This window comes from Mycobacterium sp. E1214 (genome assembly GCF_001666755.1).
Taxonomy (GTDB): domain Bacteria; phylum Actinomycetota; class Actinomycetes; order Mycobacteriales; family Mycobacteriaceae; genus Mycobacterium.
In genome coordinates this window covers 1-21753 of record NZ_LZJC01000031.1, presented here as the reverse complement: position 1 = coordinate 21753, position 21753 = coordinate 1, and the positions used below count along the sequence as shown (strand labels likewise).

The following is a 21753-nucleotide window of genomic DNA, read 5'->3' as shown; positions in this document are numbered from 1 at the left end:
ACCCGGCCGTTGTATTCGGCGACGTAATAGTTGCGCTGGATGACCCACCACCCGATGGCCAGGCCCGTGCACACCAGCGCGACGGCCAGGGCCACGGCGAGGATCATCCGCTGCCGCGACCATCGCGGCCGGCTCGGCGGTTCCGGTTGCGGCGCAACACGTTTGACGGGCTCCGCGCGGTTGCGGATGGCCGAGGCGCGACCGGCCGAGGTGTTGGGCAGCGTCATCTGGTCTTCGTCGCCCGACACCGCGCCGGCCAGGATCGGCTGGGTCTGGCCGTAGTCGTAGTCGACGACGTCGGCGACGACCACGGTGACGTTGTCCGGGCCACCGCCGCGCAGCGCCAGCTCGATCAGGCGGTACGCGGCCTCCGCCACGTCGGGGATCTGCAACGCCTCGAGGATCGTCTCGTCGCTCACCGGGTCAGACAGCCCGTCGGAACACAGCAGGTAGCGGTCACCGGCGCGGGCTTCCCGCATGGTCAGCGTCGGCTCGACCTCGTGGCCGGTGAGCGCCCGCATGATCAGCGACCGCTGGGGGTGGCTGTGGGCCTCCTCGCGGGTAATGCGGCCCTCGTCGACCAAGGTCTGCACGAAGGTGTCGTCCTTGGTGATCTGCGTCAGCTCCCCGTCGCGCAGCAGGTAGCCGCGCGAGTCGCCGATGTGCACCAACCCGATGCGGTCACCCGCGAACAGGATCGCGGTGAGCGTGGTGCCCATGCCTTCCAGTTCGGGTTCGGCCTCCACCTGGGCGGCGATCGCCGAGTTGCCCGACCGCACCGCATTGTCGAGCTTCGCGAGCAGGTCGCCGCCCGGTTCGTCGTCGTCGAGGTGGGCGAGCGCCGCGATGACCAACTGGGAGGCCACCTCGCCGGCGGCGTGACCGCCCATGCCGTCGGCCAGGGCCAGAAGGCGTGCACCGGCGTAGACCGAGTCCTCGTTGTTGGCGCGTACCAGGCCGCGATCGCTGCGGGCGGCATAGCGCAGAACCAGGCTCACGGGCGCCACGCTCCGCCGCGAACGGGCAGGGGTGACACCGTGTGGGGCCGTGCCCCTGCGGCTCCGGCTACGCCGGCATCCTCGTCGTTGGTGTGGCTCACGGGCGCAACTCGATCGCCGTCTTGCCGATTCGTATCGGCGTTCCCATGGGAACTCTTACCGCAGTCGTCACCTTTGCCCTGTCAAGGTAAGTGCCGTTGGTCGATCCTAGGTCTTCGACGTACCACTCCGAGCCGCGCTGCGACAACCGGGCGTGCCGGGTGGAGGCGTAGTCGTCGGTGAGGACCAGGGTCGAGTCGTCAGCTCTTCCGATCAGCACCGGCTGCCCGCTGAGAGTGATGCGGGCACCGGCCAGCGATCCTTCGGTCACCACCAGATACCGGGGGGTGTGCCGGCGTTGGCGCGACGGCAGCAACGTGCTGCGCAACGCCAACCCGCGGCGCACCATGACGGCGCCGGTGGGTGCATAGATATCGGTCCGCAGGATGCGCAGGACGGACCAGATGAATACCCATAGCAACATTAAAAATCCGGCACGCGTCAGCTGCAGCACGAGTCCCTGCATCCGGCGTCCTTTCCGTCCTAGCGTTGCATCCCTGAGGCCCGTGACACCGAGCACATCAGCAACGTCACGATACTTGGACGGCGGTCGACACGGGGCGAAGCACGGCAGCGTGGAGCCCAGCCGATTTAGTGGATGCGGACGATGATCTCCGAGTGACCCAGCCGGATCACGTCCCCATCGGCCAGCTGCCACTCCTGCACCGGCGCGTTGTTCACGGTGGTGCCGTTGGTCGAATTCAGATCCGACAACAGCGCCACCTGCCCGTCCCACCGGATCTCCAGATGACGACGGGAAACCCCGGTGTCGGGCAACCGGAACTGGGCGTCCTGGCCGCGACCCACGATGTTGGAGCCCTCGCGCAGCTGGTAGGTGCGGCCGCTGCCGTCGTCGAGCTGCAGCGTGACCGAGGTACCCGCGGCGCCGTACCCGCCCTGGCCGTAGCCGCCGTAACCGCCGGCCTGGCCGTAGTCAGCCGCCTGACCGTACTCGGCGGGCTGCCCGTACTCGGCGGCCTGGCCGTAGTCGGCGGGCTGGCCGTACTCAGCCTGGCCATACTCAGGCTGCTGGCCGTAGTCGTACTCGCGGCTGCCGGCGTCGGGATATCCCCCACCCTGCGGCGCGTACCCGCCGCCCTGGACATGCTCGGCGTACTGGGTGTACTCGCCGGATTGGTAGTCCTGCCGGCCGTATCCCCCGCCCTGCTGATAGCCCTGGTCGTAGCCGGCGCCCTGCTCGGGATAGCTGGGCCGCTGCTCCTGCGGGGCGTAGCCGGTCTCGTCCTGCCGGGTCGGCCCGCGTCCGTAGTCGCCGTAGCCGCCGCCGAAGCTCTGCGGCGCGCCGCCGGCCTGCCCGCCCTGCGGGGCGTTGTACCCGCCGCCCGGCCGGTAGCCCTGGTCATAGCCCTGAGGGCCGCCCTGCGGAGCGCCGTAGCCGGCCGCCGCGGGCGGACGCTGCTCGTAGGACTGCGGGTAGCCGCCCTGGCCCTGCTCGCCATAGCCGCCGCGCTGGTCTGGGTAGCCGCGTTGCTCGGGGTAGCCGCCCTGGTAGCCGCGCTGCTGCTCGGAGTAGCCGCCTTGGCCCTGCTCGGGGTAGCCGCCTTGGTAACCGCCGTGCTCGGGGTAGCCGCCCTGCTGCTCGGGGTGGCGCGGCGGCGGGTAACCCTGCTGCGGCGGGTAGCCACCCTGCTCTTGCTGCGGGTAGCCACCGTGCTCTTGCTGGGGGTATCCCCCGCGGGGGTCGGGCGCCCCGTGCGGGTCCTGGCCACCGCGCGCGTCGTCCTGCGGACGCCCGTAGCGGTCGTCGTAGTACTCGTCGCCGGGCCGGCCGGGTCCGGGAGGCCGGTAGCTCGAGTTGTCAGTCATTGGTGCTCCTCGTTCTGCGCCGAACGCGTTATGTAATTGTGGCCGGACGGGCTCATCGACCGTCGGGCGGGGTTCGACATCAGGGTTGACAGCACCACGGGCGTGGTACTGGCCGGTACGCAGGTCCGGTGACCGCTCGAACCGGACGACCACATCACCATACGTTTGCCACCCCCGTTCAGAGATAAAGTCAGCCACGTACCTCGCGAAAGCACCCGACGTGAGATCAGGGTCGGCGCCCACCTTCTCAAAGTCGTGCATACCGAGGGTAATGATGTATTCGTTGGGGGCCAAAAGGAGATTTTCCCGCAACCTTCGCACGCCATCGCGCGCCTCGCGGCGCAGCAGGCCCTCGATCTCCTGCGGGACCACCGATCCCCCGAACACGCGGGCGAACGCGTTGTCGACGGTCGCCTCGAGCCGACGTTCGATCCGCGCCGCCAGTCCGCGTTGGCTACCCATGCGAAGCCGCTCGCCCGCACTTGTGGCCGCCAATCGCCGGCCGAGGGCAAACCCGCATCACCCCGCCCATGGTATCGGCCCAGCGCAGGGCGGCGGCCTGGAAATATCGAGAACCGCTCGGGCGCAGTGAAATGCCGGTTGGCGGCTGTCGGGCCCCGACAGCACGGTTGGGGAATGCGGCCTCTAGAGTGGTATGGTCCATCGGTTGTTTTTCCGGGCGAGTGGCGGAATGGCAGACGCGCTGGCTTCAGGTGCCAGTGTCCTTCGGGACGTGGGGGTTCAAGTCCCCCTTCGCCCACAGTGAGCGGTTCTGGGAACCGCAAACACGAAAGGTCACGAACTCGAAAGGGTTCGTGACCTTTCGTGTTTGTGCGGATCGGCTTCACCGCTCGTGCTAGGTCGCCAGCTCTCGCCAGGCGAGGAAGGCCACGAGCAGGACGATCAGCAACCAGTTGCTTACCGCGTGCGCGGCGGCCGACTTGGCGACGGCACGCCGTCTCACCTGATCGACCCGGTCATAACTGGCTGAGATCTGCTCCTCGAGTTTGTCCGCCCATGCCTTGCGCCGCTCGTCGTTTTCCTGCCGCACGCGTGCCCGTTCGGTATGCAGGGCGGCCAACGTTTCCGGATCTTCCTCCGCACCGGCCGGTAGCGATGGGGAGGGCAGACGTTCGTACGACGGCACGTTGCGCGCGGCTTGCAGGTCGGGGCCCAGGGACGCCAGGGCACGTAGGTACACCAGCAGGAAGTACAGGCCGCTGATGGTGAGCGCCAGGCAGGCGCCGATCGGAATTCCCGCCCACATGTGAGTGAGCCCGAAAACGACCTGCCTCCGCACTTTTCGACGGACCCCTTGCCGTTCACTGCCGGCGCGAAATGCCAACTCTTCGGCGTGCGCCATCCACGGAACCGCGGCGGCCAAGAGGATCGGCACCGCAAACCCGATCACTCTCCAGATCAATCCGGTCTGTCCCGTCTGAGCGAGACCGACGTTGCCGGCGTTGCCCAGCATCCGCCACCATCCCCAGCCGAGCAGTGGAAGAAAGTGGACGAGCCCGAGGTAGGCAGCAAAGACCAGAGTGAGCTGGCCGACCGCCGCCGGAATCATCCACCAGCGCATGGCCATTACCGTTTGGCGGTACTCCCGGCGGGCGCGTTCGCTTCGGACCAGGCTCCGCAGGATCCGCAACGTGGTGACGGCAATGAACAAGACCACGACGGCCGTCAGGACGGTGGCCGATGTTCCGTGAAGCATCGTCACTATCCCATCCTGACAAAGTGAAACACCCGCCTGCGAGGCCTTTGCCAAGACAAACTGTGGTGGTGGACGAATCGGGCGTTGTCGCCCTAGGGCTATTGAGGCGCGAGTGAGGCTGCGGATCCTGTATTTGGCGCGCAGCGCCGAAGGCATGTCGATCTGCGTGGTGACGGAAACCGATCTCTACGGCGCCCGGTTCTTCCGTGGCCAGGCTTCACACGCCCTCCGTGAAGTGCCGATTGCGCCGCAGCATCGGTCGGCATTGCAGGCGATCGTGCGGCTTCGCGACGGCGGTACCACGATGATTCGCACCGTGGACGCCACCTTCACCGTTCCGTCTCCGTTGCTCAACCCGGCGTGGCGAACCGACGTGCGCTACGGGCGCGAACAATTCGAATTGGTCGACCCGTCAGGGATTGAGGCGGATCTGACCGACGGTGGGTTGTGGCTGCGGGCATTGCCCGACGATGGTGATGACCTGTGAGGCCCCCGCCACACCCCGCACCACTCGGGTAGCCCGTGCCCGTGTCACCAGGCGAATTCAGACCGGCGGCGCCGGGTCGTATTGGATGTAGCGTCGCACCTGCCGCGCGCGCTCGGCGCCGGCGAGCCGGCGGACGAGATGCAAGGCCATGTCGATGCCGGCCGACACCCCCGAGGCGGTGATCGTGTCGCCGTCGTCGACGAAGCGCTCGTCGCGGCGCACCTCGATCGTGGGGTCGAGCTCGGCCAGCCGGTCCAGCGAGGCCCAGTGCGTGGTGGCCGGTCGGTGCGCAAGCAGTCCCGCGGCCGCGTACACCAGCGAGCCGGTGCACACCGACGTCATCAGGGGGACGGTCGCGCGTTGCCGGCGGACCCACTCCAATTGGTCCTCGTCCTGCAGTTGCGGGCGGGTGCCCTGGCCGCCGGGGTAGATCAGCACGTCCAGCGGCGGCGCGTCGTCGAACGAATGATGTGCCTGGACCGCCAATCCCTTTGCGCACGTGACCATTCCGCCCGCGCGGGACAGGCAGCCGACGGCGTATCCGTCGTCTGGGAAGGCTCGCGTCCAGGCAGAAAGAACCTCCCAGGGCCCGATGGCGTCCAGTTCTTCCGCTTGGTCGAACAACACGATCCCGATGTGCTTGCCCATGCGGTCATCATTCACCACGGGCGCCTGCGGGCGCGATCAGTTTTACGAGCCGGCGGCGCCGACTTGGCGACGAATGTCGTGCAGGTGATGGTGCACGTCATGCACCGTGTGGACGGCCACCCAGCGCAGCGACCTCTCCTCGGATTCGGGATAGTTGTAGATGACGGTGCGGTCCCAATCCTCCGCGGCGAGCCGCTCGAGAACGCTGCCAAACAAGCTCGCCGCGTCGGTGAGTTGTCGGGCGACGGCCTCCGGCTCTTGCTCGTTGTACCCCTCGTGGTCCGCCCGCTCGTCACGGCCCATCGGAGTGCAGCGCGCCCCGCTGCTGCGGCGGGCGGCCAGCACCCGTTCACGCTGCACCAGCAGCACATCCCGCACGTGGCACGCGTACTCCAGCGGTGACCACACGCCGGGGCGCGGCCGCGCACGCACGTCAATGGTGTTGCGACGCAACACTTCACTAATCTCTGTCACGCGAACCCGGATGTCGTCGCCGGCAGCGGTGGCCGCAGTCAGATCGTAGGTGAAGCCGCAACCCGCGCAGCGATCTGTCACCGCGTCATAGTGTCAGATCGCTTTCGCGACGGCGATCGAGTGAGGGGGCACCGGTGGTGGCCAGTGCACGGTGCACAGCGCATTGGCTGGCCCGGCTATCGCAGGCCGCGCGGAGATCGCCCAGGTGCAGCGGGTTCCACTGGGCTGAGCCGCTGAGCACGCAATGTGAATGGGTCGCAATGGTGATTCGACGTGAACGCGCCCGTAGCTAACCTGTGTTCAACTCGGGAAGGCTCTTCCTTTTAGTCCTGTGGGGATTTTCGTGACATTGATGGACGACTTCTCTCGGTTGGTGGCCAACTGGTACAAATGGGCGCCGGCGATGGGCGGTGGTAAGCCGTACGTCACGACAGAATGTGACGACTGCGTAGTCGCTTTTATGACCAACGACTATTCAGTCCACCTCCGCTTCGATGGCACATGGTGGGCCATCGATACGGTTAACGATCGTGGCCAGCGAAAGGTTGATGACGCCAAACTATCGAGTTTTGCTCTGACCGAGAAATACCTCATTTGGAATTGGGCGACCGCCGCGCGGTCCGACCTCGCCTCGGGTCCGCTTGGCGCTATGCTCGCCCGTCAAGGCTTTGACCACAACGTCGACGTCTCAAAAGTCGACACCGAATACAAAATTTGTCTGCATGAAGACTGTGCGATCTTGTCAGTCGTCGACGCGACCATATTCAGTCACCTCATGGCCAAATCGATCGAGGAACTCGAACACATCATCGCGGCCGTAGCAAGGTAAGTCGCGCAGCCATCTCGTTGGCGGATTCTTCTACGAATTCACCCACCGGAGCACGTCGGGCGTAACGGGGTCGGTGATGTCGTCGTACTCGGGGTGTTTCTTCAGCACCGTGCCGATCATCGAGCAGACCGGGACGATGCGCTTGCCCTCGTTGCGGGTGGCGGTGAGCGCCTCCTGCACGAGGATGGTGGCCAGGCCGCGTCCGCCGTAGGCGGGGTCGATTTCGGTGTGGTAGAACACCCGCTGGTTGTCCCGGTCGGCGAAGTCGGCCAGGCCGACCCGTTTGTCGTCGACGGCGATGACGTAGCGGTCCTTCTCAGCGGTGACGGTCGCCTCGGCGCCGGTCTTATCGGTGGCCATCTGTCTCTTCCTTTCGTTGAAAACTCGGTCGGGGCCGCAGCCTGCCCGCGGGCAACGCCGGGGCGGGCAGCCGCTCGAGGGCACCGCGGTAGCCGTGGACGGCACCAAAGCGGTCGTCGTTGTCCTCCCATAACCGGCGGTACTCGACGATGTCATCGTGGCTGCGGCCGACGAAGTTCCACCACATCACGAGCTGCTCATCAAACGGCGCGCCGCCCAGCAGGAGTACCCGCGCGGGCCGCTCGCCCGCGTTGTGGAAATGCAAGCGAGGCGCACCGGGACCGCGATACGCCAAGTCCCCGTCGCCGAGCGTGGTCCCCTCCACGTCGATCGGCCCTGCATCGCACAGCACGCCGTGTTCGAACGCCGCATCGACCTCGACGTCGAGCTCAGCGCCCGGGTCGACGTCGAGCTGAGCCCCCAGCAATGGTGTGAAAGTGGGTACCGGAGAACGGGCTTCGGCCAGCTCGCCGAGGAATACGCGCGCGACGGCCCCGCGCAGCCGGACCGGCGTGGGCGCATGGTGGGCGAAGCCACGGTCGGCATCGCGGTCGGAAGACGGCAACGCCACCCAGAGCTGGGCGCCATGCAGCACGCCCGCCGACGGCGTTGACACTTCGGAATGGCAGATGCCAGCGCCGGCGGTCATCAAATTCAGCTCGCCGGGCCGTACGACCGCTCGCACCCCGGCGCTGTCGCGATGCTCCACTTCCCCATCAAACAACCAGCTGACCGTCTGTAATCCCGTGTGCGGATGGGGCGGGACGTCCATCCGGGCGTTCACCGGTCCGTAGTGGTCGATGAAGCACCAGGCGCCGATCAGCGCGCGGTCGCGGTGTGGCAGGGTGCGACGCACCCGGATCGCCCGGGGGCCGCCCAACGGCACCTCGCGGCCGCGCAGCACCTGGACCGCGCTGGCCGCGTGCCGCCGGGGCCCGCACGCGACCTCCGTGGGCTGGGCGTCCAGGTTGCTCATGATTGGGTCGAGTCTATTTGCGTGGGGGGCGTAGGACCCTCATCGCCAGCCGCATCACCGGCTCGGGAACCCTGTCCTTCATGGACAGCGCGTTGTCGGCGGCGCGGGAGCGCAGCGGGGCACCGCGCCCGAAGACCCGGTTGAGTGTCCCGCCGGACGGCTCGATGACGACGTGCAGCGGCGGCGTGCCCACCGACGCGCCCAACGCATTCGAGATCACCATCCGTTGTATCTCACTGGTGCCTTCGAAGATGGTGTACAGCTTGGCATCTCGATACCACTTCTCCACCGGATGGTCGGTGATGTAACCCCAGCCGCCCAGCGTCTGAATGGCACGCTCGGTGGCCTTCACCGCGACTTCGCTGGCTGCCATCTTTGACATCGAACCCTCGCCGCGTTCGAACGGGATGTTGTTGGCCGCCATCCACGACGCGCGCCACGTCAACAGCCGCGCCGCGTCGATCTGGGTGGCCAGTTCCGCCAGGGGAAAGGCGATGCCTTGGTTGTCGATAATGGGCCCGCCGAAAGCCTCCCGCTCGGTGGCGTAGGCCGTCGCGTATTCGAGGGCGGCACGCGCAATACCGATCGCCTGCGCCGCCACCATGGGCCGGGTCTGCTCAAAGGTGCCCAACGTTGCCGAGCCCGAACGCTTTCCGCCGGCCACCACCTCGCGGGCCTTCGCGAGCTTGTGTTCGAGCTTGTCCTGACCACCCAAAAGATTGGCGCCCGGAACGCGCACATCCTCGAACAGCAACTCGGCGGTGTGCGAGGCCCGGCAGCCCAGCTTGTCGAGCTTGCGCACCAGCTTCAGCCCGGGCGTGCCGCCGGGCACCACGAACAGCGCTTGGCCGCGGTGACCGAGCTCCTCGTCCACCACCGCATTGACGACGTGCACGTTGGCGATGCCGCCGTTGCCGATCCACATCTTGTGGCCGTTGATGATCCAGTCGTCACCGTCACGGCGGGCGTGGGTGCGCAGGTTCCGCACATCGCTGCCGCCCTCCGGCTCTGAGATGGCCAACGCGGCAAGTTTGAGATCGTGCGGCGTGCCGAAACATTCGGGCGCCCACTCCAGCATCTGCTCCGGGGACGCCGCTTGGCCGATCGCCGACAGCGCCAGCGCTGGCATGACGATCGCCAGACCGATGCCAGCACAGCCCCAGAACAGTTCTTCCATGAACATCGGCAACGAAATGCCGGTCGGGTCGCCGATCAGGTCGCGGTAGAAAAGCGGGCTGTAGAAGCCTCGCTGCGCGGCTTCCTCGAGGACCGGCCAGGGGAACTCCTGGCGCTGGTCGTAATGCAACGCGACGGGCCGGATGACGGTCTCGGCGAACTCGTGAGTGCGTCGCGCAAGGTCGTGCTGGGCGGCCGTCGGTGTCAGGTCGAACGTCATTGATGCGCCTTCGAGTCGACAAGCAGATCGTTGCCGACCCCGACTACCCCCTCGACTGCAAAGACAAACGGCCGGACGCTACGCGACCCAGGTCAGGCGGCCGAACGAGGCTTGAGTTGGGCGACCGGCAGGTGCAGGACGACCGCCGCGACCCGAAGACTCTCGTGCTCGTGACGCGCCAGCAACGCCGCGTTCTCCGGCAACTGGCGGGCGTTGATTTCCCCGGCGGCGATCTGCCGCAGGACCTCGTGCGCCTGGGCAAGCTGCTCGCGCTTGCGGTACTGACCACCCGGCAGCTTCACCCCGGCCCACACGCCGTACTCCTCGCGATGGGCAATGGCGTGCTGGGCGCACTTGCGCTGCTGCGCCAGCGGGCACCGGCGCAGGCACTGGAGGCGGGCCTCGGTCGCCGACCGCTCATACGCGCGTGCCTTCGCCGCGCCGTCCCCACCGTCGTCATCGGGGTAGCCGAACCAAAGCTCCGGGTTGGCTGCGCAAGGGTGTCCCATCTCAGTCTCCTTGTCGGGCGTGAAACGTTGGCGAAAGCGTATACACAGTGGAGCCCCGCGCGCAAGCGAAACGGAGACAAAAACGTATATACGCATAACCGAGACATGGGCTGTGTAGTATCCGGCTATGGCCGGAGCGTGCGGTGAGCCGTGAATCGGCCGGGGCGGCCATTCGTGCGCTGCGCGAGTCCCGTGATTGGTCTCTGGCCGAGCTCGCCGCCGCCACCGGGGTCAGCATCATGGGCCTGAGCTTTCTGGAACGAGGCGCCCGCAAACCGCATAAAAGCACTGTTCAGAAGGTCGAGAACGGACTGGGCCTGCCGCCCGGCACCTACTCACGGCTGCTGGTGGCTGCCGACCCGGATGCGGAACTGGCCCGCCTCATGGCCGCCCAACCGCCCGCTCCCCCGCCGGCGCGGCGGGCGGGGCCGGTGGTGGTGGACCGGCACAGCGACACCGAAGTGCTCGAGGGATACGCCGAGGCGCAGCTCGACGCCCTCAAATCTGTCATCGATCGGCTGCCGGCGACAACATCAAACGAATATGAGACGTATATTCTGTCTGTGATCGCTCAATGCGTGAAGGCGGAGATGTTGGCGGCCAGCTCCTGGCGGGTGGCCGTGAACGCCGGTGGAGACTCCACGGACCGCCTGATGGAGCACTTGCAAGCCCTCGAGGCGACCCGCCGCGCGCTCCTGGAGCGCATGCCCACCAGCCTCAGCGCGCGCTTCGACCGGGCCTGCGCCCACTCGGGGCTGCCCGAGGCGATCATCGCCGCGCTGGTCGGAGTCGAGGTCGACGACCTGTGGGACATCCGCAACCGGGGCGCCATCTCCCCGAGCGCCCTGCCCCGCGTCCGCGCCTTTACCGAAGACTTCGAATCGGGCCGGGAGCACCGCGACGACAGCGAGGCCGCCCGATGAGCCCCGGGGAAGTCGAGGTGCTGACGCGGGCTCATCAGCTCTTCGCCGGCAACTCGATCCGCCCGGGTCCGCAGGTGGATGCCGCCCGCTACCGCAGTCTGCTGCGGCGCTCGGCCACCCTCAACCCCGGTCTGGCGCAGGGAAGATACGCACGAGCGGTCGAGCGTGGCCAGCATCGACTGGCCGCGGCCGAGCACACCGACGCGGCACTCGCGGGCGTCCTCGCCGCCGCCGAGCGCGACAGAACGCGGGCCCGCGACCTGACCGGGGGCGTGGTGGCGGCGGCCCGCGCCGAGGCACCGACGCACGCGCCGACACCGATGGCACAGCGCGAAGCGGTGCGCCGCCGCATCGCGCGGCTGCGCGCACAGCACTCGCACGTCACGTCGGCACGCCTGCGTGCGAGGCGGCGGCACGCCCAATTACAGTCGCTGCGTTACCAATTGGCGCACCAGCTGCCGACTCCGACCGGCCGTGCGGCCGTCGCGGTCCGCGCGGCGCTGTCGCGACTGGGCCGCCCGTACGTGTGGGGAGCGACCGGACCCGAACAGTTCGACTGTTCTGGGCTCGTCCAATGGAGTTACGCCCAGGCAGGTGTGCGCCTGGACCGCACGACCTATCAGCAGATTCACGACGGCATTCCGGTACCGCGCGGGCAGGTGCGTCCCGGTGACCTCGTGTTCCCGCACACTGGGCACGTGCAGCTCGCCCTGGGCAACGGCCTGGTCATCGAGGCACCGCACCCGGGCGCGTCGGTGCGGATCAGCCGGCTCGGCAATAGCATCGCGATCCGTAGGCCGTTATGACCGGCCACGACCGCCCGGTCGCGCGGGCACGAGGAATAGGGTGAGCCGATGCCGGAACAACCCGGGCCCTGGGTAGCGGCGGTGCAGGCACAGCAATCGTTGCTGGCGAGCCAGCATGACAACGCGGCCGATGCCGACCGCGCGCTGGTCGACGCGCTCGCCAGTGCCCACGCGAACGCGCGAGAGAGCTTGCGGCGCTTGGACGCGATCGCCGAGCAGCTCGAGCGCGCGGTGGGCCATGGGTCGGCCCTCGCCGTCGACACCCCGCTCGGCGCCCGGGAGTTCCAACGCTTCCTGCTCGCCAAGCAGCGCGAAATCGCCGCGGTCGTCGCCGACGCACGCGAGCTGAGCCGGACGAAAAAGGCTGCGCTGGACACCCTTCGGGCGCAGTACGGGGGCGAGGCCGGCCAGTAGAGCGCCGCGCATCTGGCCACGCACAGCCACTGGCGTACTGAATTGTCGCTGGGCCCGCGCCGCAGTACTGTCGCCGGGCATGGAGGGGTCGTGGGACGTCGCGCAGCGGAGTTCGCTCGCGCCACACCGCCTGTCGGCCTGATGTCGGGGTATGACGAGTTGCTCGCCGCGGTGAAAGACGTGCGGGACCGCACCGGTGATCCGAACGCCTGGCAGAAGGGGCTCGCGCCCGACGAGGTGGCCGCCGTCTTGAACCCGACGACCCGCCCCGACCACGTCGCGGAAATTCTGCGCAAGATCCGCCAACCGCAGGTGGCCGCATCACCGCCGGTGAGCCCGCCGGCGGGCGCCGAACCCGGCCACGAACAAGGGCAGGCCGCCGAGGCCATCGCCCGCGCCGAAGCTGCTCTGGCACAACAGAATTCGTCGAGCTCGCAGCTCGACATGCAGGTTGTGTCGGCCATCCTGAACGCGCACCTCCAGGCGATCGACGGCAGGGACGCGCTCATTCGGCTGCAGCGCGAGACCGAGACCGCGGTGCAAAGCCGCTCCGACCTGGACACCCCTGCGGGGGCGCGGGACTTCCAGCGGTTTCTGATCGGAAAGCTCAGGGATATCCGCGCGGTGGTGCTCAACGCCAGCCTGGACGACACCTCGAAGTCGGCGCTCATGGCGGCCTGGACGTCGCTGTACGACGCGTCGAAGGGCGACCGGGACACCGCGACGGGGCACCCGGTGGCAGACGGGGTCGTCGCCCCGGCGGACGGCACCGCCGGTGCGACCCCTGAGGATCTCGACGCCGAGTGGGATCCGCTGCTGGACTCGCTGCTGGGCGACGACGTGGCCGCCGACGATCCCGGGTGGGCGCCGAGCTCCGCGGCCGGCCCGCCGCCGCTGCCCCCCGCGGCGCCGGCGATGCCCGCCTTCGGGGCCGGATCGCTGCCGGGGTTCGGCGGGCTGCCGGCGTCCGGGGCCGGGTGGGAACCCGCGGGCGGACTGCCTTTCGATGCGGCGCTCGGCGATGACAGGCCCGCGGTCGAGGACGTGGACGACGACACCCCGGCGGACGCCGACCAAGCGGATCTGCCCGAAGACCGCGACGAGGATCCGGCCGCCCCGAGCGACGAGGATGCGGCGATGCCGGATGAGACACTTCCGGTCGGTCCCACGCCCGTCGCCCTGCCGGACGGCGAAACCGTGACCGCGGCGAGCCCACAACTGGCGGCAGCCATCAAGGCCGCCGTCGCCGGTGCGCCCATCGCCGAGGCCTTTCAACAGCAAGGACTGACCCTTCCGCCCCCCGGAACGCCGGTGGCCAACCCGATCGAGCCGGCACGCCTGGCGCCCGGGGATATCGGCATCTTCACCGATCGGCACACCGTCGCGCTGGGGCCCGAGAAGGCGCTTCTGGACGGCCAAATTCAGCACATCAGCACCGTGAGCGGACCAAGCTTTCTAGGCTGGGAGCACCCGCCGGCACCGGCCGCGCCGGCGACCGCCCCGGCCAAGCCCGACGCACCGACACCGACCCGGCCGGCGACCTCGTCGACCACCTGAGAAAGTGAACCCGCCGGCCCGGCCGGCAGCTGTGAACAGGAGAAGCCGATGGCAGAGTCGATTCATGTGGTGCCCGCGCACTTGCGTCAGGCCGCCGCGCATCATCAGGAGACCTCCGAATACCTGCGCACCGTCCCGTCCTCGCACGCCGCCATCCAGGACAGCCTCGATTCGCTCGGCCCGATCTTCGGCGAACTGCGCGACGCCGGCCGTGAGCTGCTGGAGCTCCGGCGACAGTGTTACGAACAGCAAGCCTCGGACCACGCAGACCTGGCGGACAAGCTGACCGCGTCGGCGGCCCTGTGGGAAGAGCACGAGCAGGGCGCGGCGCAGCAGTTCCGCGGCATCGTCGACGGCGGTCGATGACCGACGCCAACCCCGCTTTCGACACCGTTCACCCGAGCGGACACATCCTGGTTCGGTCCTGCCGCGGGGGCTACATGCACAGCGTCGCGCTCAGCGAGGAAGCCATGGAGACCGACGCCGCGACGCTGGCGCGGGGCATCCTTTTGACCGCCGACGTCTCGTGCCTGAAGGCGTTGCTGGAAATTCGGGACGAGATCGTGGCGGCCGGACACACGCCGTCCGCGGAGGTTCCGACGAACCGAGATCTTGACGCCGCGATCGAAAAGCTGTTGGCGCACAAACTACGCCGCCGTGACGGCGTGAACCAGCGCTCCTGACCGGCGTCTGAACCCTCGCCTAGAGCAGCCAGCCCTTGGCCGCGTCGGGGTTGGGCGCGATGTCGGTGGGCGGCTCTACGGGATTGGGGCCGAACAACTCTCGCGCGCGGGCCAGCAGGGTCCGCACTTCGTCGAGTTGCTGCTGCAAGGCGGATTCGGCCATATCCTCAGGCTACGCAGGGGCCCGCAGCTGCACAATTCACTGTCTGCATAAGTGGTCGACCGGATACCGGTACGCTTAGCCGGGTGGCGATCTTCGGTCGGATGACGGCGCGCCAGCGCCTCCGGAGAGCTACCCGGGAGTCACTGGCGACTCCCGCCTTCAGCTCTCCCATCGATTGCACCCCTTGGGTGGTCGGTGGCTTGTGGCCGGCGGAACTGTCGAATCCCACCCCCGAAACCGCTTCCCTCGCACAATATCTCGAGGCCGACCTGCGGCGCATCGTCTCCGACGCCAACGACGAGCTGAAAATGCTCAAACGGTCCGGCATGCCCGACCCGGCGCGGCAGGCGGCGGAGGCTCGCGTCATCGACGGGGCCCGCGCCAGCGCTGTGCGGCGGGTCGAGTCGACGATGCGTCAGCTGCACGCGGTGCGGGCTAAAGCGACCGGTCCCCCGCCGCCGCACCCGCTTCGGCCACGGGTCGAGCCTCCGGCGCGCCCCGACCTGGAACGCACGCAGATCCTTCCCGTGACGACCAATCCCTTCGCCCAGGCGGCGGCCGGGGCGCTTCCCCACCAACCGACGCCGGCGGAAGCCGAGGCGAACGGCCGCCACCACGCCGCCGAGTCGCGACCGGTCGATTCGCCCGTGACGTCGAGGGAGCAAGGTGTCGCGGGCGACGACGCCGCGGCGGCCTCGGCCCTCGACCAGACGCAGATCATCCCGGTGATCACCGAAGCTCCGCCGCCTCAGGTCGTCGAGCCGGAGACGGGTGCTGGTGAGGTTCCGCAGGACGCCGGCAATGGGCGTCACCACGTCTCCCAGCCCGAGGTTTCCGGCGAGCAGGCGGTGCAAGCCGAGAAGGCCGATGTCGCGGAGACCGAGGTCTTCCCGGCGGCGGTAACCAGCGAGGAGCCCGTCGCCGAGCCGCCGAGGCAGGGTCTGGCGATGGAGTCCAGCGTCGAGCCCGTGGCCGAGACGCCCCAGCAGGAGTTGTCGGCGCCGCGTCGCGCCGAGGAACTCACCGACAGCGGTCGCCACCACGTCGTCGCGGCGGAGGCCGCGCCGGAGTCGCCGGACGAGGCCGGGTCGGTGGCCGAGTCACCGGCAACCGAGGCCATCCCTGCGGTGGTCCCCGCCAAGGAACCCGTTGCCGCGCCACCTCGAGTCGCGGAACCGGCTGCCGGCGCCCAGCCACCCCCGCCCGGCCCCCCAGAGGCCGCCCGGCAGGAGGCGCCGGCGACACAACCCAGCGCCCGACCGCCCATCGAAAAGCGCTCGCCGTCAACGACATTCGATGCCGACCGGCTCAACCGGCTCCTCGAGTTCGTCGTCCGGCAGGAACCCCGCCTGAGTTGGGCGGTGGGTCAACGCGCGGACGGCACAACCGTGCTGGTCACGGACCTCGCCCACGGATGGATACCGTCGGGCATCACCTTGCCCGACGGCGTGCGACTGCTCGAGCCCGAGCGGCGCACCGCCAAGGTGGCGGCGCTGATCGGCGACGCGCCGCACGTGGTGACTTACGCGCCCGGGGACTCGTTGCGGCGTTCGGCCGGTTTCGCGACGACCAAGTCCTCGCTGGAAGCGCGCCGGTTGCCCGTCATCGACGATCTGGCCGGAGCGCTGAGCGGCGCCATCCGGCGGCACGAGGGATTGCCGCGCATCGTGCAGCGGCTGGCCGACGCCGCGGCCGCGGGCGTCGCCGTGGTCGACCAGGAGGTCGACGTGCTGCGGGTGCACCTCGACACAGCGCGCTACCAACTGCTGATCCAGCAAACCCGCGTCGACCAGGCGTTGTTGCACAAGTGCCTGCTGATGGCCGCCACCGAAGGCATCGCCAGCGGTGACACCGTCTCGGCCAACTACCACCTGGCCTGGTACCAGAAGCTCGCGGCACCGGCCTCGTGACCGGCGGGCGTCAGCGCCGCCGCACCCTCGGGGCCCACAGCCCCAAAGTCACGAATTGACGCTGTTCCAACAGGGCGACGATACTGACACGGTGTCAGGTTCGGGCAGGCGCGCGAATCTCAGCGACAAAGACCTCGTGGAATCGGTGCTCCGAGAGCTCAGCGAGGCGGCCGACAAGTGGGAAGCCCTGGTGGCCCAGGCGGAGGCCGTCACCTACAGCGTCGACCTGGGTGACATCACCGCCGTCGCCAACTCCGACGGCCGGCTCCTCAATCTCACGTTGCACCCCGGCGTGATGACCGCCTACGGGCACGGCGAGCTTGCCGATCGGCTCAACCTGGCGATTACCGCGCTGCGCGAGGAAGCCGAGGCGGAAAACCGCGCCAGTTACGGCGGCCCGCTGCACTAGGCGCTGCGCGCGCTCATCGCCCGGCGCTTGGTGCTGTGGCGCCGGCTCTCTTCGCGCGCTGCGCGCGCTCATCGCCCGGCGCCGGGCGGCCCCGCGAACGCCTGCGCGATCTCCAACCACCGCCGCGCGTCGGCCCCCTCCGCCGCGACGTCCAACTCGCGCAGCGGCCGCCGTTGCGTCACCAGAAAACAGAAGTCCTCGGCGGATCCCGTCACGCGCTGATCGCCGTCCGGTGGTCCCCAGGTCCAGAGATCGCCGCTCGGGCCACGCAACTCCACCAGAAACGGTTCGGCCGGCGGGGCCAGGTTGTTGACGGCGTACGCGTAGTCGCGGGTCCGCACGCCCAGGTGCGCGATCGACCGCAGCCGCTCGGTCGCGACTCGTCTGACGCCGAGGGCGTCCGCGACATCGAGGCCATGCGCCCACGTCTCCATCAGCCGCGCGGTGGCCATCGAGGCCGCGCTCATCGGCGGCCCGAACCACGGAAGCTTGCGCCCGGCGGGGACCGTCAGCAGCGCTTCGTGCAACCGGTCGCGGGTCGACCGCCACTCGGCCAGCAACTCCGCCGACGGCAGCGCCGCCAGCTCCTCGGCGCCGGCGTCGACGAACCCTGCCGGATTGTCAGCCGCCCCCTGCAGCACCCGGGCGAACCCGGCCTCGTCGGTTACCGCGGTGAGGGCGACCCGATCCGTCCACAGCAGATGCCCGATTTGGTGCGCAATGGTCCACCCGGGCGCGGGCGTCGCGTCGGCCCACCGTTGCGCCGGCAACGGGGCGACCAGCGCGTCGAGGTCCGCACTCTCCGCGCGCAGGTCGGCCACCATGGGCGCGGGACCGCTCACCGCCGTCTCCGGCAAGGGGTTGCAGGCGTCGTCATGTACGCACCTTAGCGATCGGTGCCCTGCTCCCCGCGCCGGCCGACGACGCTGTGGACGACCAGCCCCACCACGTACAGCACCGACCCGAACAGGGCGAACGCTGGCGCGCGCCCGTCGTCGGGGATCAGGAACGCGGCCACCGTGATCGCAAGGATGAACGCCACCCAGAACACCGCGTCCTGCACTGCGAAGACGTGGCCGCGCAGGGCGTCGTCGACGTCCATCTGCATGGCGGAGTCGGCGCAGAGCTTGACCGTCTGCCCCGTCACACCGAGCAGAAAGCCGCACGCCACCATCACCGGGATGACGAGGTGGGCGCCGGCCACCTCCACGACCGCCGACAGCAACAGCGCGCCGTTGGCCGTCGCGTAACGACCCCACCGCCGGATCGCCGGCGGCGTCACCAGGTTGCCCAGGAATGCGCCGAGGCCCGCGGCGGCGAAGAACAGCAGCGCGGTGCCAAATCCCCCGGTTTGTGGGTTCGGCAGGTGGTGAACCAGCAGCAGAATCAGCAGCGAATTGATCCCGACCACCATCCGGTGCACCGCAAGCCCGGACAGCGTGGCGGCGACGGTCGGGCGCTGGGCCACCGTGCGCACCCCGTGCAGCCACCCGGTCAGCACGGCGTAGCTCGCCGGCCCGTGGATCGCTCGCCGGGTGTCGTCCGGACCCAACACGTGCGAACCGAATCGGTACGACAGCAGCAACGCGAGCGCCACCGGGATCGCGGTGAGGAAAATGATGGCCGAGGCGCCCTGATCGCCGGCGCCCAACAGGTACCGCGGGATCAGCATGAAATTGGCGCCGAAGAACGCCGCGATGGCGCCGGCGGCCATGGCCACCGCGTTCATCGTGACCACCTGTTCGCGCGGGACCACGTGCGGCAGCGACGCCGACAGCCCGGACCCGACGAACCGCGCCAAGCCGTTGGCGACCAACGCCGCCAGCAGCAACGGCATGTCCCCGGCGCGCACGGCCAGGATCGTCCCGATCGCGGCGATGAGCACAAGGCGCCCGATGTTGGCGCCGACGAGCACCAACCGCCGATCCCAGCGGTCCATCAGCGCCCCGGCGAACGGCCCCAGCAACGAGTAGGGCAGGAACAACACCGCGAAAGCCCGGGCAATCGAGAGGGGATCGGCCGCCCGGTCCGGGTTGAACAACAGCGCACCGGCCAGCCCCGCCTGAAACAGGCCGTCGCCGAACTGACTCGCCATCCGCACCTGCAGCAGACGCGAAAAATCCGGCAAGGCGCGCACCGTGCGCCAGACGGCGACGGGTGCGCTGGACTGCATCCGGGTGGGGATCAACGAACCGACTTCCGATGAGTGGGAGGGCTGGCGGACTCGCGCGGTCAGAGCCGCCCTGACAACAGTACAAAAAATCGCGGCCCGCGCTCGATTGCCCTGGCCGACGATGGACCGGATGCGATGATGGGGGAGTGCCGCCCGAAGACCCAGAGGACTATGTCGCGCCGGCCGCGCAGCGGGTGCGCGCGGGGACTTTGCTGCTGGCCAACACCGACCTCCTGGAACCGACGTTCCGTCGCAGCGTGATCTACATCGTCGAGCACAACGACGGGGGCACGCTGGGCGTCGTGCTCAACCGCGCCAGCGAGACGGCCGTTTACAACGTGCTGCCGCAGTGGGCCAAGCTGGCCGCCAAACCCAAGACGATGTTCATCGGGGGGCCGGTGAAGCGTGACGCCGCGTTGTGCCTGGCGACGCTGCGCATCGGCGCCGACCCGCAAGGGGTCCCGGGTCTTCGGCATGTGGACGGCCGAGTGGTGATGGTGGATCTCGACGCCGACCCCGACTCGCTCGCTCCGCTGGTCGAAGGGGTGCGGATCTTCGCGGGCTATTCGGGCTGGACCATCGGGCAGCTCGAAGGCGAGATCGAACGCGACGACTGGATTGTGTTGTCCGCGTTGCCGTCCGACGTCTTGGTCGGGCCCCGGTCGGACCTGTGGGGCGACGTGCTGAGGCGCCAGCCGCTGCCGTTGTCGTTACTGGCGACCCACCCGATCGACCTCAGCCGCAACTAGGTCGGGGATCCCGTCCGACGCTTCAGTGGCAGGTCTGTGTGCAGCCCACGCAGCTGCCGGCGCACGCCGGCGCCGTCGCCTCCTGACGCACCGCGAAGCGGGCGGTCTGCCAAGAGCCGGCGGCCAACGTGCCGAATGCGCCGATCACGCACACGACGAGCACGACCAGCGCGGTGCGCGGGGCCGCGGCCAGCGCGACCAGGCCGCCTGCAGCGAGCATCACCGCCGCCGCCAGCTGCGTCGGCGCCATGGCGCGCAACACCACCGCGGTAGGGCCGATGTTCTGGTGATGCGCCAGCGACCAGGTCCCGAACCCGGCCGAGGCGACCGCCGCACACATGCACAGCACGCCCGCAATCAGCATGGCCTCACAATACGAGCCCGGATGCCGATCCGCGCATCGGGCTCGGCGGGTGCCCGCGCGTCAGTGCTGCAGGAAGGAGAAGTTGGGCAGCGGGGGCAGGCCGGGGACCAGCGCGAGCAGATTGGGTGTGCGCTGCTGGTTCGCCAGCGGCGTCTGCGCGGGAACGGTGGCCGGTGTTGCGCCGGGAACCTGCGCGGCGGCCGCGGGAGCCACGCCGGGAATCTGCGCGGGGCTCGGGACTTGCGCGGGAGCCGTTGCGGGCGCGGCGACGGGGACCTGCGGGGGCGCCGCGACGGGGACGGGAGCCGCCGCCGGCGCCGCGGCCTGAATGCCCGCGGGGAGTTTGGCGGGCGCCCCGGCGGGGGTGGCGGCCGGCGGCTGAGCGGCGGCCGGGGGTTGCGTGGCGGGCAGGCCGACCGGCGACGCGGCCGGCGACTGGGCGGCCGGCGCACCGGGCGCGGTCACCCGGAAGCCGTTGATGATCGCGTTGGTGGCCGGGGCATCGGAGATCGCGACAGCGCGGTCGGTGGTCACCGACAGCGACACCAGGTACTTGTCGCGCCCCGACGTGGCGATGACGTGGCGACGGGAGGTGTTGAGCGTCACGTCACCGTCGCGGTAGGTGCCCTCGACCACCGAGGACGGGAAGCCGCCGAAATCCGCCATCGACGCGTTGGTCGGTTGCCACGCCAGTAGCTTCTGGCTGTCGACATAACCGTGCGTGATCGCGTCGCGGGGGTCGACGTCACCGACCAGCTTGTACACCACCACCTGGGCGTTGGATGTATAGATGCTGCTGCCCTGACGGTCGGCGATCACCGCGAACGCGTCGGGCACGTTCGGGTCGGGCACCTGGGTCCAGCGAGCGGGAACCGGCAACGTGATGTCGAGCGCCTTGAAGCCCTGCGGCTTCTGCGCCTCGAGCTTGACGCCTTTGGACTGCAGGTACAGTCGGCCTCTATCGACGGCTTCTGGTATCGAGCCTGTGAAAGGACCGACGCAGATGAAAGAGATCGTGCCCGCGCCCCGGGTCGTCCTGGGGGGCCTGATCGCCGGCCTGATCGGCTGTGCGATTGCCACGGGCGGCGCCGCCTCGGCGGACCCGCTGCCACCCGCGCCGGCACCCGCCCCCGCCGTGCCGGCGCCGGCACCGCAGAACCTCGGACCCGAGCTGGTGCCGCCGAGCCACTATCTCGTCGCCCCGCCCGCCCCAGCAGCAACGGCATGTCCCCGGCGCGCACGGCCAGGATCGTCCCGATCGCGGCGATGAGCACAAGGCGCC

26 protein-coding genes and 1 tRNA gene are annotated in these 21753 nt (G+C 69.1%); 12 read left to right on the top strand and 15 right to left on the bottom strand.

The window, feature by feature from the left end; genetic code table 11:
• The 3 genes from A5700_RS04140 to A5700_RS04130 all read right to left on the bottom strand — a co-directional run.
• Positions 1-998 (bottom strand): PP2C family serine/threonine-protein phosphatase (locus A5700_RS04140; protein WP_068070808.1); only part of this gene is annotated, 998 nt, incomplete at its 3' end.
• Positions 999-1095: 97 nt separating this feature from the next.
• Positions 1096-1563 carry an FHA domain-containing protein gene (locus A5700_RS04135; protein ID WP_068070806.1) on the bottom strand — a complete coding sequence of 156 codons (468 nt, stop codon included), beginning with the start codon at positions 1561-1563 and terminating at the stop codon, positions 1096-1098.
• 125 nt (positions 1564-1688) lie between these two features.
• Positions 1689-3386 carry a DUF3662 and FHA domain-containing protein gene (locus A5700_RS04130; RefSeq protein WP_068070804.1) on the bottom strand — a complete coding sequence of 566 codons (1698 nt, stop codon included), beginning with the start codon at positions 3384-3386 and terminating at the stop codon, positions 1689-1691.
• Positions 3387-3601: 215 nt separating this feature from the next.
• On the opposite strand from A5700_RS04130, the gene A5700_RS04125 reads away from it, so the two are divergent.
• A tRNA-Leu gene (locus tag A5700_RS04125) sits at positions 3602-3684 on the top strand.
• Between the two features lie 96 nt (positions 3685-3780).
• Here A5700_RS04125 and A5700_RS04120 read toward each other — a convergent pair.
• Positions 3781-4647, bottom strand: a complete 867-nt coding sequence (locus A5700_RS04120) for a hypothetical protein (RefSeq protein ID WP_156671069.1) — start codon at positions 4645-4647, stop codon at positions 3781-3783.
• A gap of 106 nt (positions 4648-4753) precedes the next feature.
• Here A5700_RS04120 and A5700_RS04115 point away from each other — a divergent pair, with 106 nt between their 5' ends.
• Positions 4754-5128, top strand: coding sequence for a hypothetical protein (locus tag A5700_RS04115; protein ID WP_068070800.1), 375 nt, complete (start codon positions 4754-4756; stop codon positions 5126-5128).
• Between the two features lie 57 nt (positions 5129-5185).
• Here the strand turns inward: A5700_RS04115 and A5700_RS04110 are convergent, their stop codons facing one another.
• Both A5700_RS04110 and A5700_RS04105 read right to left on the bottom strand, forming a co-directional pair.
• Positions 5186-5776, bottom strand: coding sequence for a DJ-1/PfpI family protein (locus A5700_RS04110; protein WP_068070798.1), 591 nt, complete (start codon positions 5774-5776; stop codon positions 5186-5188).
• A 42-nt stretch (positions 5777-5818) separates the two neighbouring features.
• Entirely contained in the window at positions 5819-6331 is a 513-nt protein-coding gene (locus A5700_RS04105; RefSeq protein WP_082960522.1) for a DinB family protein, read from the bottom strand.
• Positions 6332-6593: 262 nt separating this feature from the next.
• On the opposite strand from A5700_RS04105, the gene A5700_RS26835 reads away from it, so the two are divergent.
• The gene (locus A5700_RS26835; protein ID WP_231973817.1) at positions 6594-7079 is read left to right on the top strand and encodes a hypothetical protein; all 486 of its coding nucleotides are present in this window, start codon (positions 6594-6596) and stop codon (positions 7077-7079) included.
• 30 nt (positions 7080-7109) lie between these two features.
• Here A5700_RS26835 and A5700_RS04095 read toward each other — a convergent pair whose 3' ends face one another.
• The 4 genes from A5700_RS04095 to A5700_RS04080 form a co-directional block, all read right to left on the bottom strand.
• Entirely contained in the window at positions 7110-7439 is a 330-nt protein-coding gene (locus A5700_RS04095) for a GNAT family N-acetyltransferase (protein WP_068070797.1), read from the bottom strand.
• The gene (locus A5700_RS04090) at positions 7426-8415 is read right to left on the bottom strand and encodes a pirin family protein (RefSeq protein WP_068070796.1); all 990 of its coding nucleotides are present in this window, start codon (positions 8413-8415) and stop codon (positions 7426-7428) included. The genes A5700_RS04095 and A5700_RS04090 overlap by 14 nt, the downstream gene beginning before the upstream one ends.
• A gap of 13 nt (positions 8416-8428) precedes the next feature.
• Complete coding sequence (locus tag A5700_RS04085; RefSeq protein ID WP_068070794.1) at positions 8429-9811, bottom strand: acyl-CoA dehydrogenase family protein; 1383 nt, start codon at positions 9809-9811, stop codon at positions 8429-8431.
• A 92-nt stretch (positions 9812-9903) separates the two neighbouring features.
• Positions 9904-10320 carry a WhiB family transcriptional regulator gene (locus tag A5700_RS04080; RefSeq protein WP_068070792.1) on the bottom strand — a complete coding sequence of 139 codons (417 nt, stop codon included), beginning with the start codon at positions 10318-10320 and terminating at the stop codon, positions 9904-9906.
• Positions 10321-10463: 143 nt separating this feature from the next.
• Between A5700_RS04080 and A5700_RS04075 the strand changes: the two genes are divergently transcribed.
• The 6 genes from A5700_RS04075 (at position 10464) to A5700_RS04050 (ending at position 14703) form a co-directional block, all read left to right on the top strand.
• A complete protein-coding gene (locus tag A5700_RS04075) occupies positions 10464-11243 on the top strand; it encodes a helix-turn-helix domain-containing protein (protein WP_068070790.1) in 780 nt (259 codons plus the stop codon).
• Positions 11240-12049 carry a C40 family peptidase gene (locus A5700_RS04070; protein WP_068070787.1) on the top strand — a complete coding sequence of 270 codons (810 nt, stop codon included), beginning with the start codon at positions 11240-11242 and terminating at the stop codon, positions 12047-12049. Before A5700_RS04075 ends, A5700_RS04070 begins: the two co-directional genes overlap by 4 nt.
• Before the next feature lie 48 nt (positions 12050-12097).
• Positions 12098-12463, top strand: coding sequence for a DUF4226 domain-containing protein (locus A5700_RS04065; RefSeq protein ID WP_068070785.1), 366 nt, complete (start codon positions 12098-12100; stop codon positions 12461-12463).
• A gap of 141 nt (positions 12464-12604) precedes the next feature.
• Positions 12605-14020 (top strand): DUF4226 domain-containing protein, encoded by a 1416-nt coding sequence (locus A5700_RS04060; protein ID WP_068070783.1) that lies wholly within the window; start codon positions 12605-12607, stop codon positions 14018-14020.
• A 48-nt stretch (positions 14021-14068) separates the two neighbouring features.
• Positions 14069-14386 carry an ESX-1 secretion-associated protein gene (locus A5700_RS04055; RefSeq protein WP_068070781.1) on the top strand — a complete coding sequence of 106 codons (318 nt, stop codon included), beginning with the start codon at positions 14069-14071 and terminating at the stop codon, positions 14384-14386.
• Positions 14383-14703, top strand: coding sequence for a DUF2694 family protein (locus tag A5700_RS04050; RefSeq protein ID WP_068070779.1), 321 nt, complete (start codon positions 14383-14385; stop codon positions 14701-14703). Before A5700_RS04055 ends, A5700_RS04050 begins: the two co-directional genes overlap by 4 nt.
• A gap of 19 nt (positions 14704-14722) precedes the next feature.
• On the opposite strand, the gene A5700_RS26490 is transcribed toward A5700_RS04050, so the two are convergent.
• A complete protein-coding gene (locus tag A5700_RS26490) occupies positions 14723-14866 on the bottom strand; it encodes a hypothetical protein (protein ID WP_197502855.1) in 144 nt (47 codons plus the stop codon).
• 83 nt (positions 14867-14949) lie between these two features.
• On the opposite strand from A5700_RS26490, the gene A5700_RS04045 reads away from it, so the two are divergent.
• Together A5700_RS04045 and A5700_RS04040 are read left to right on the top strand one after the other, a co-directional pair.
• Entirely contained in the window at positions 14950-16776 is a 1827-nt protein-coding gene (locus tag A5700_RS04045) for a DUF5632 domain-containing protein (protein ID WP_068070777.1), read from the top strand.
• A 91-nt stretch (positions 16777-16867) separates the two neighbouring features.
• Positions 16868-17185 (top strand): DUF2710 family protein, encoded by a 318-nt coding sequence (locus A5700_RS04040; protein ID WP_068070773.1) that lies wholly within the window; start codon positions 16868-16870, stop codon positions 17183-17185.
• A gap of 68 nt (positions 17186-17253) precedes the next feature.
• Here the strand turns inward: A5700_RS04040 and A5700_RS04035 are convergent, their stop codons facing one another.
• Both A5700_RS04035 and A5700_RS04030 read right to left on the bottom strand, forming a co-directional pair.
• Positions 17254-18009: a TIGR03084 family metal-binding protein gene (locus tag A5700_RS04035; protein ID WP_369828219.1), complete on the bottom strand. Its 756-nt coding sequence runs from the start codon at positions 18007-18009 to the stop codon at positions 17254-17256.
• A gap of 62 nt (positions 18010-18071) precedes the next feature.
• Complete coding sequence (locus A5700_RS04030; RefSeq protein ID WP_068070772.1) at positions 18072-19358, bottom strand: MFS transporter; 1287 nt, start codon at positions 19356-19358, stop codon at positions 18072-18074.
• A gap of 146 nt (positions 19359-19504) precedes the next feature.
• On the opposite strand from A5700_RS04030, the gene A5700_RS04025 reads away from it, so the two are divergent.
• Positions 19505-20107 (top strand): YqgE/AlgH family protein, encoded by a 603-nt coding sequence (locus tag A5700_RS04025; RefSeq protein ID WP_068070771.1) that lies wholly within the window; start codon positions 19505-19507, stop codon positions 20105-20107.
• Between the two features lie 22 nt (positions 20108-20129).
• On the opposite strand, the gene A5700_RS04020 is transcribed toward A5700_RS04025, so the two are convergent.
• Positions 20130-20471: a hypothetical protein gene (locus tag A5700_RS04020; protein WP_068070769.1), complete on the bottom strand. Its 342-nt coding sequence runs from the start codon at positions 20469-20471 to the stop codon at positions 20130-20132.
• 60 nt (positions 20472-20531) lie between these two features.
• Positions 20532-21551, bottom strand: a complete 1020-nt coding sequence (locus A5700_RS27350) for an LpqN/LpqT family lipoprotein (RefSeq protein WP_082966215.1) — start codon at positions 21549-21551, stop codon at positions 20532-20534.
• Positions 21552-21753 lie beyond the last annotated feature (202 nt).

What these genes read in the sequence shown, in the direction of transcription:
- A5700_RS04135 (WP_068070806.1), bottom strand. Translation starts at nt 1,563, where the DNA reads ATGCAGGGACTCGTGCTGCAGCTGACGCGTGCCGGATTTTTAATGTTG.
- A5700_RS04130 (WP_068070804.1), bottom strand. Translation starts at nt 3,386, where the DNA reads ATGGGTAGCCAACGCGGACTGGCGGCGCGGATCGAACGTCGGCTCGAG.
- A5700_RS04110 (WP_068070798.1), bottom strand. Translation starts at nt 5,776, where the DNA reads ATGGGCAAGCACATCGGGATCGTGTTGTTCGACCAAGCGGAAGAACTG.
- A5700_RS04095 (WP_068070797.1), bottom strand. Translation starts at nt 7,439, where the DNA reads ATGGCCACCGATAAGACCGGCGCCGAGGCGACCGTCACCGCTGAGAAG.
- A5700_RS04090 (WP_068070796.1), bottom strand. Translation starts at nt 8,415, where the DNA reads ATGAGCAACCTGGACGCCCAGCCCACGGAGGTCGCGTGCGGGCCCCGG.
- A5700_RS04085 (WP_068070794.1), bottom strand. Translation starts at nt 9,811, where the DNA reads ATGACGTTCGACCTGACACCGACGGCCGCCCAGCACGACCTTGCGCGA.
- A5700_RS04080 (WP_068070792.1), bottom strand. Translation starts at nt 10,320, where the DNA reads ATGGGACACCCTTGCGCAGCCAACCCGGAGCTTTGGTTCGGCTACCCC.
- A5700_RS04070 (WP_068070787.1), top strand. Translation starts at nt 11,240, where the DNA reads ATGAGCCCCGGGGAAGTCGAGGTGCTGACGCGGGCTCATCAGCTCTTC.
- A5700_RS04065 (WP_068070785.1), top strand. Translation starts at nt 12,098, where the DNA reads ATGCCGGAACAACCCGGGCCCTGGGTAGCGGCGGTGCAGGCACAGCAA.
- A5700_RS04060 (WP_068070783.1), top strand. Translation starts at nt 12,605, where the DNA reads ATGTCGGGGTATGACGAGTTGCTCGCCGCGGTGAAAGACGTGCGGGAC.
- A5700_RS04055 (WP_068070781.1), top strand. Translation starts at nt 14,069, where the DNA reads ATGGCAGAGTCGATTCATGTGGTGCCCGCGCACTTGCGTCAGGCCGCC.
- A5700_RS04050 (WP_068070779.1), top strand. Translation starts at nt 14,383, where the DNA reads ATGACCGACGCCAACCCCGCTTTCGACACCGTTCACCCGAGCGGACAC.
- A5700_RS26490 (WP_197502855.1), bottom strand. Translation starts at nt 14,866, where the DNA reads ATGGCCGAATCCGCCTTGCAGCAGCAACTCGACGAAGTGCGGACCCTG.
- A5700_RS04035 (WP_369828219.1), bottom strand. Translation starts at nt 18,009, where the DNA reads ATGGTGGCCGACCTGCGCGCGGAGAGTGCGGACCTCGACGCGCTGGTC.
- A5700_RS04030 (WP_068070772.1), bottom strand. Translation starts at nt 19,358, where the DNA reads ATGCAGTCCAGCGCACCCGTCGCCGTCTGGCGCACGGTGCGCGCCTTG.
- A5700_RS04020 (WP_068070769.1), bottom strand. Translation starts at nt 20,471, where the DNA reads ATGCTGATTGCGGGCGTGCTGTGCATGTGTGCGGCGGTCGCCTCGGCC.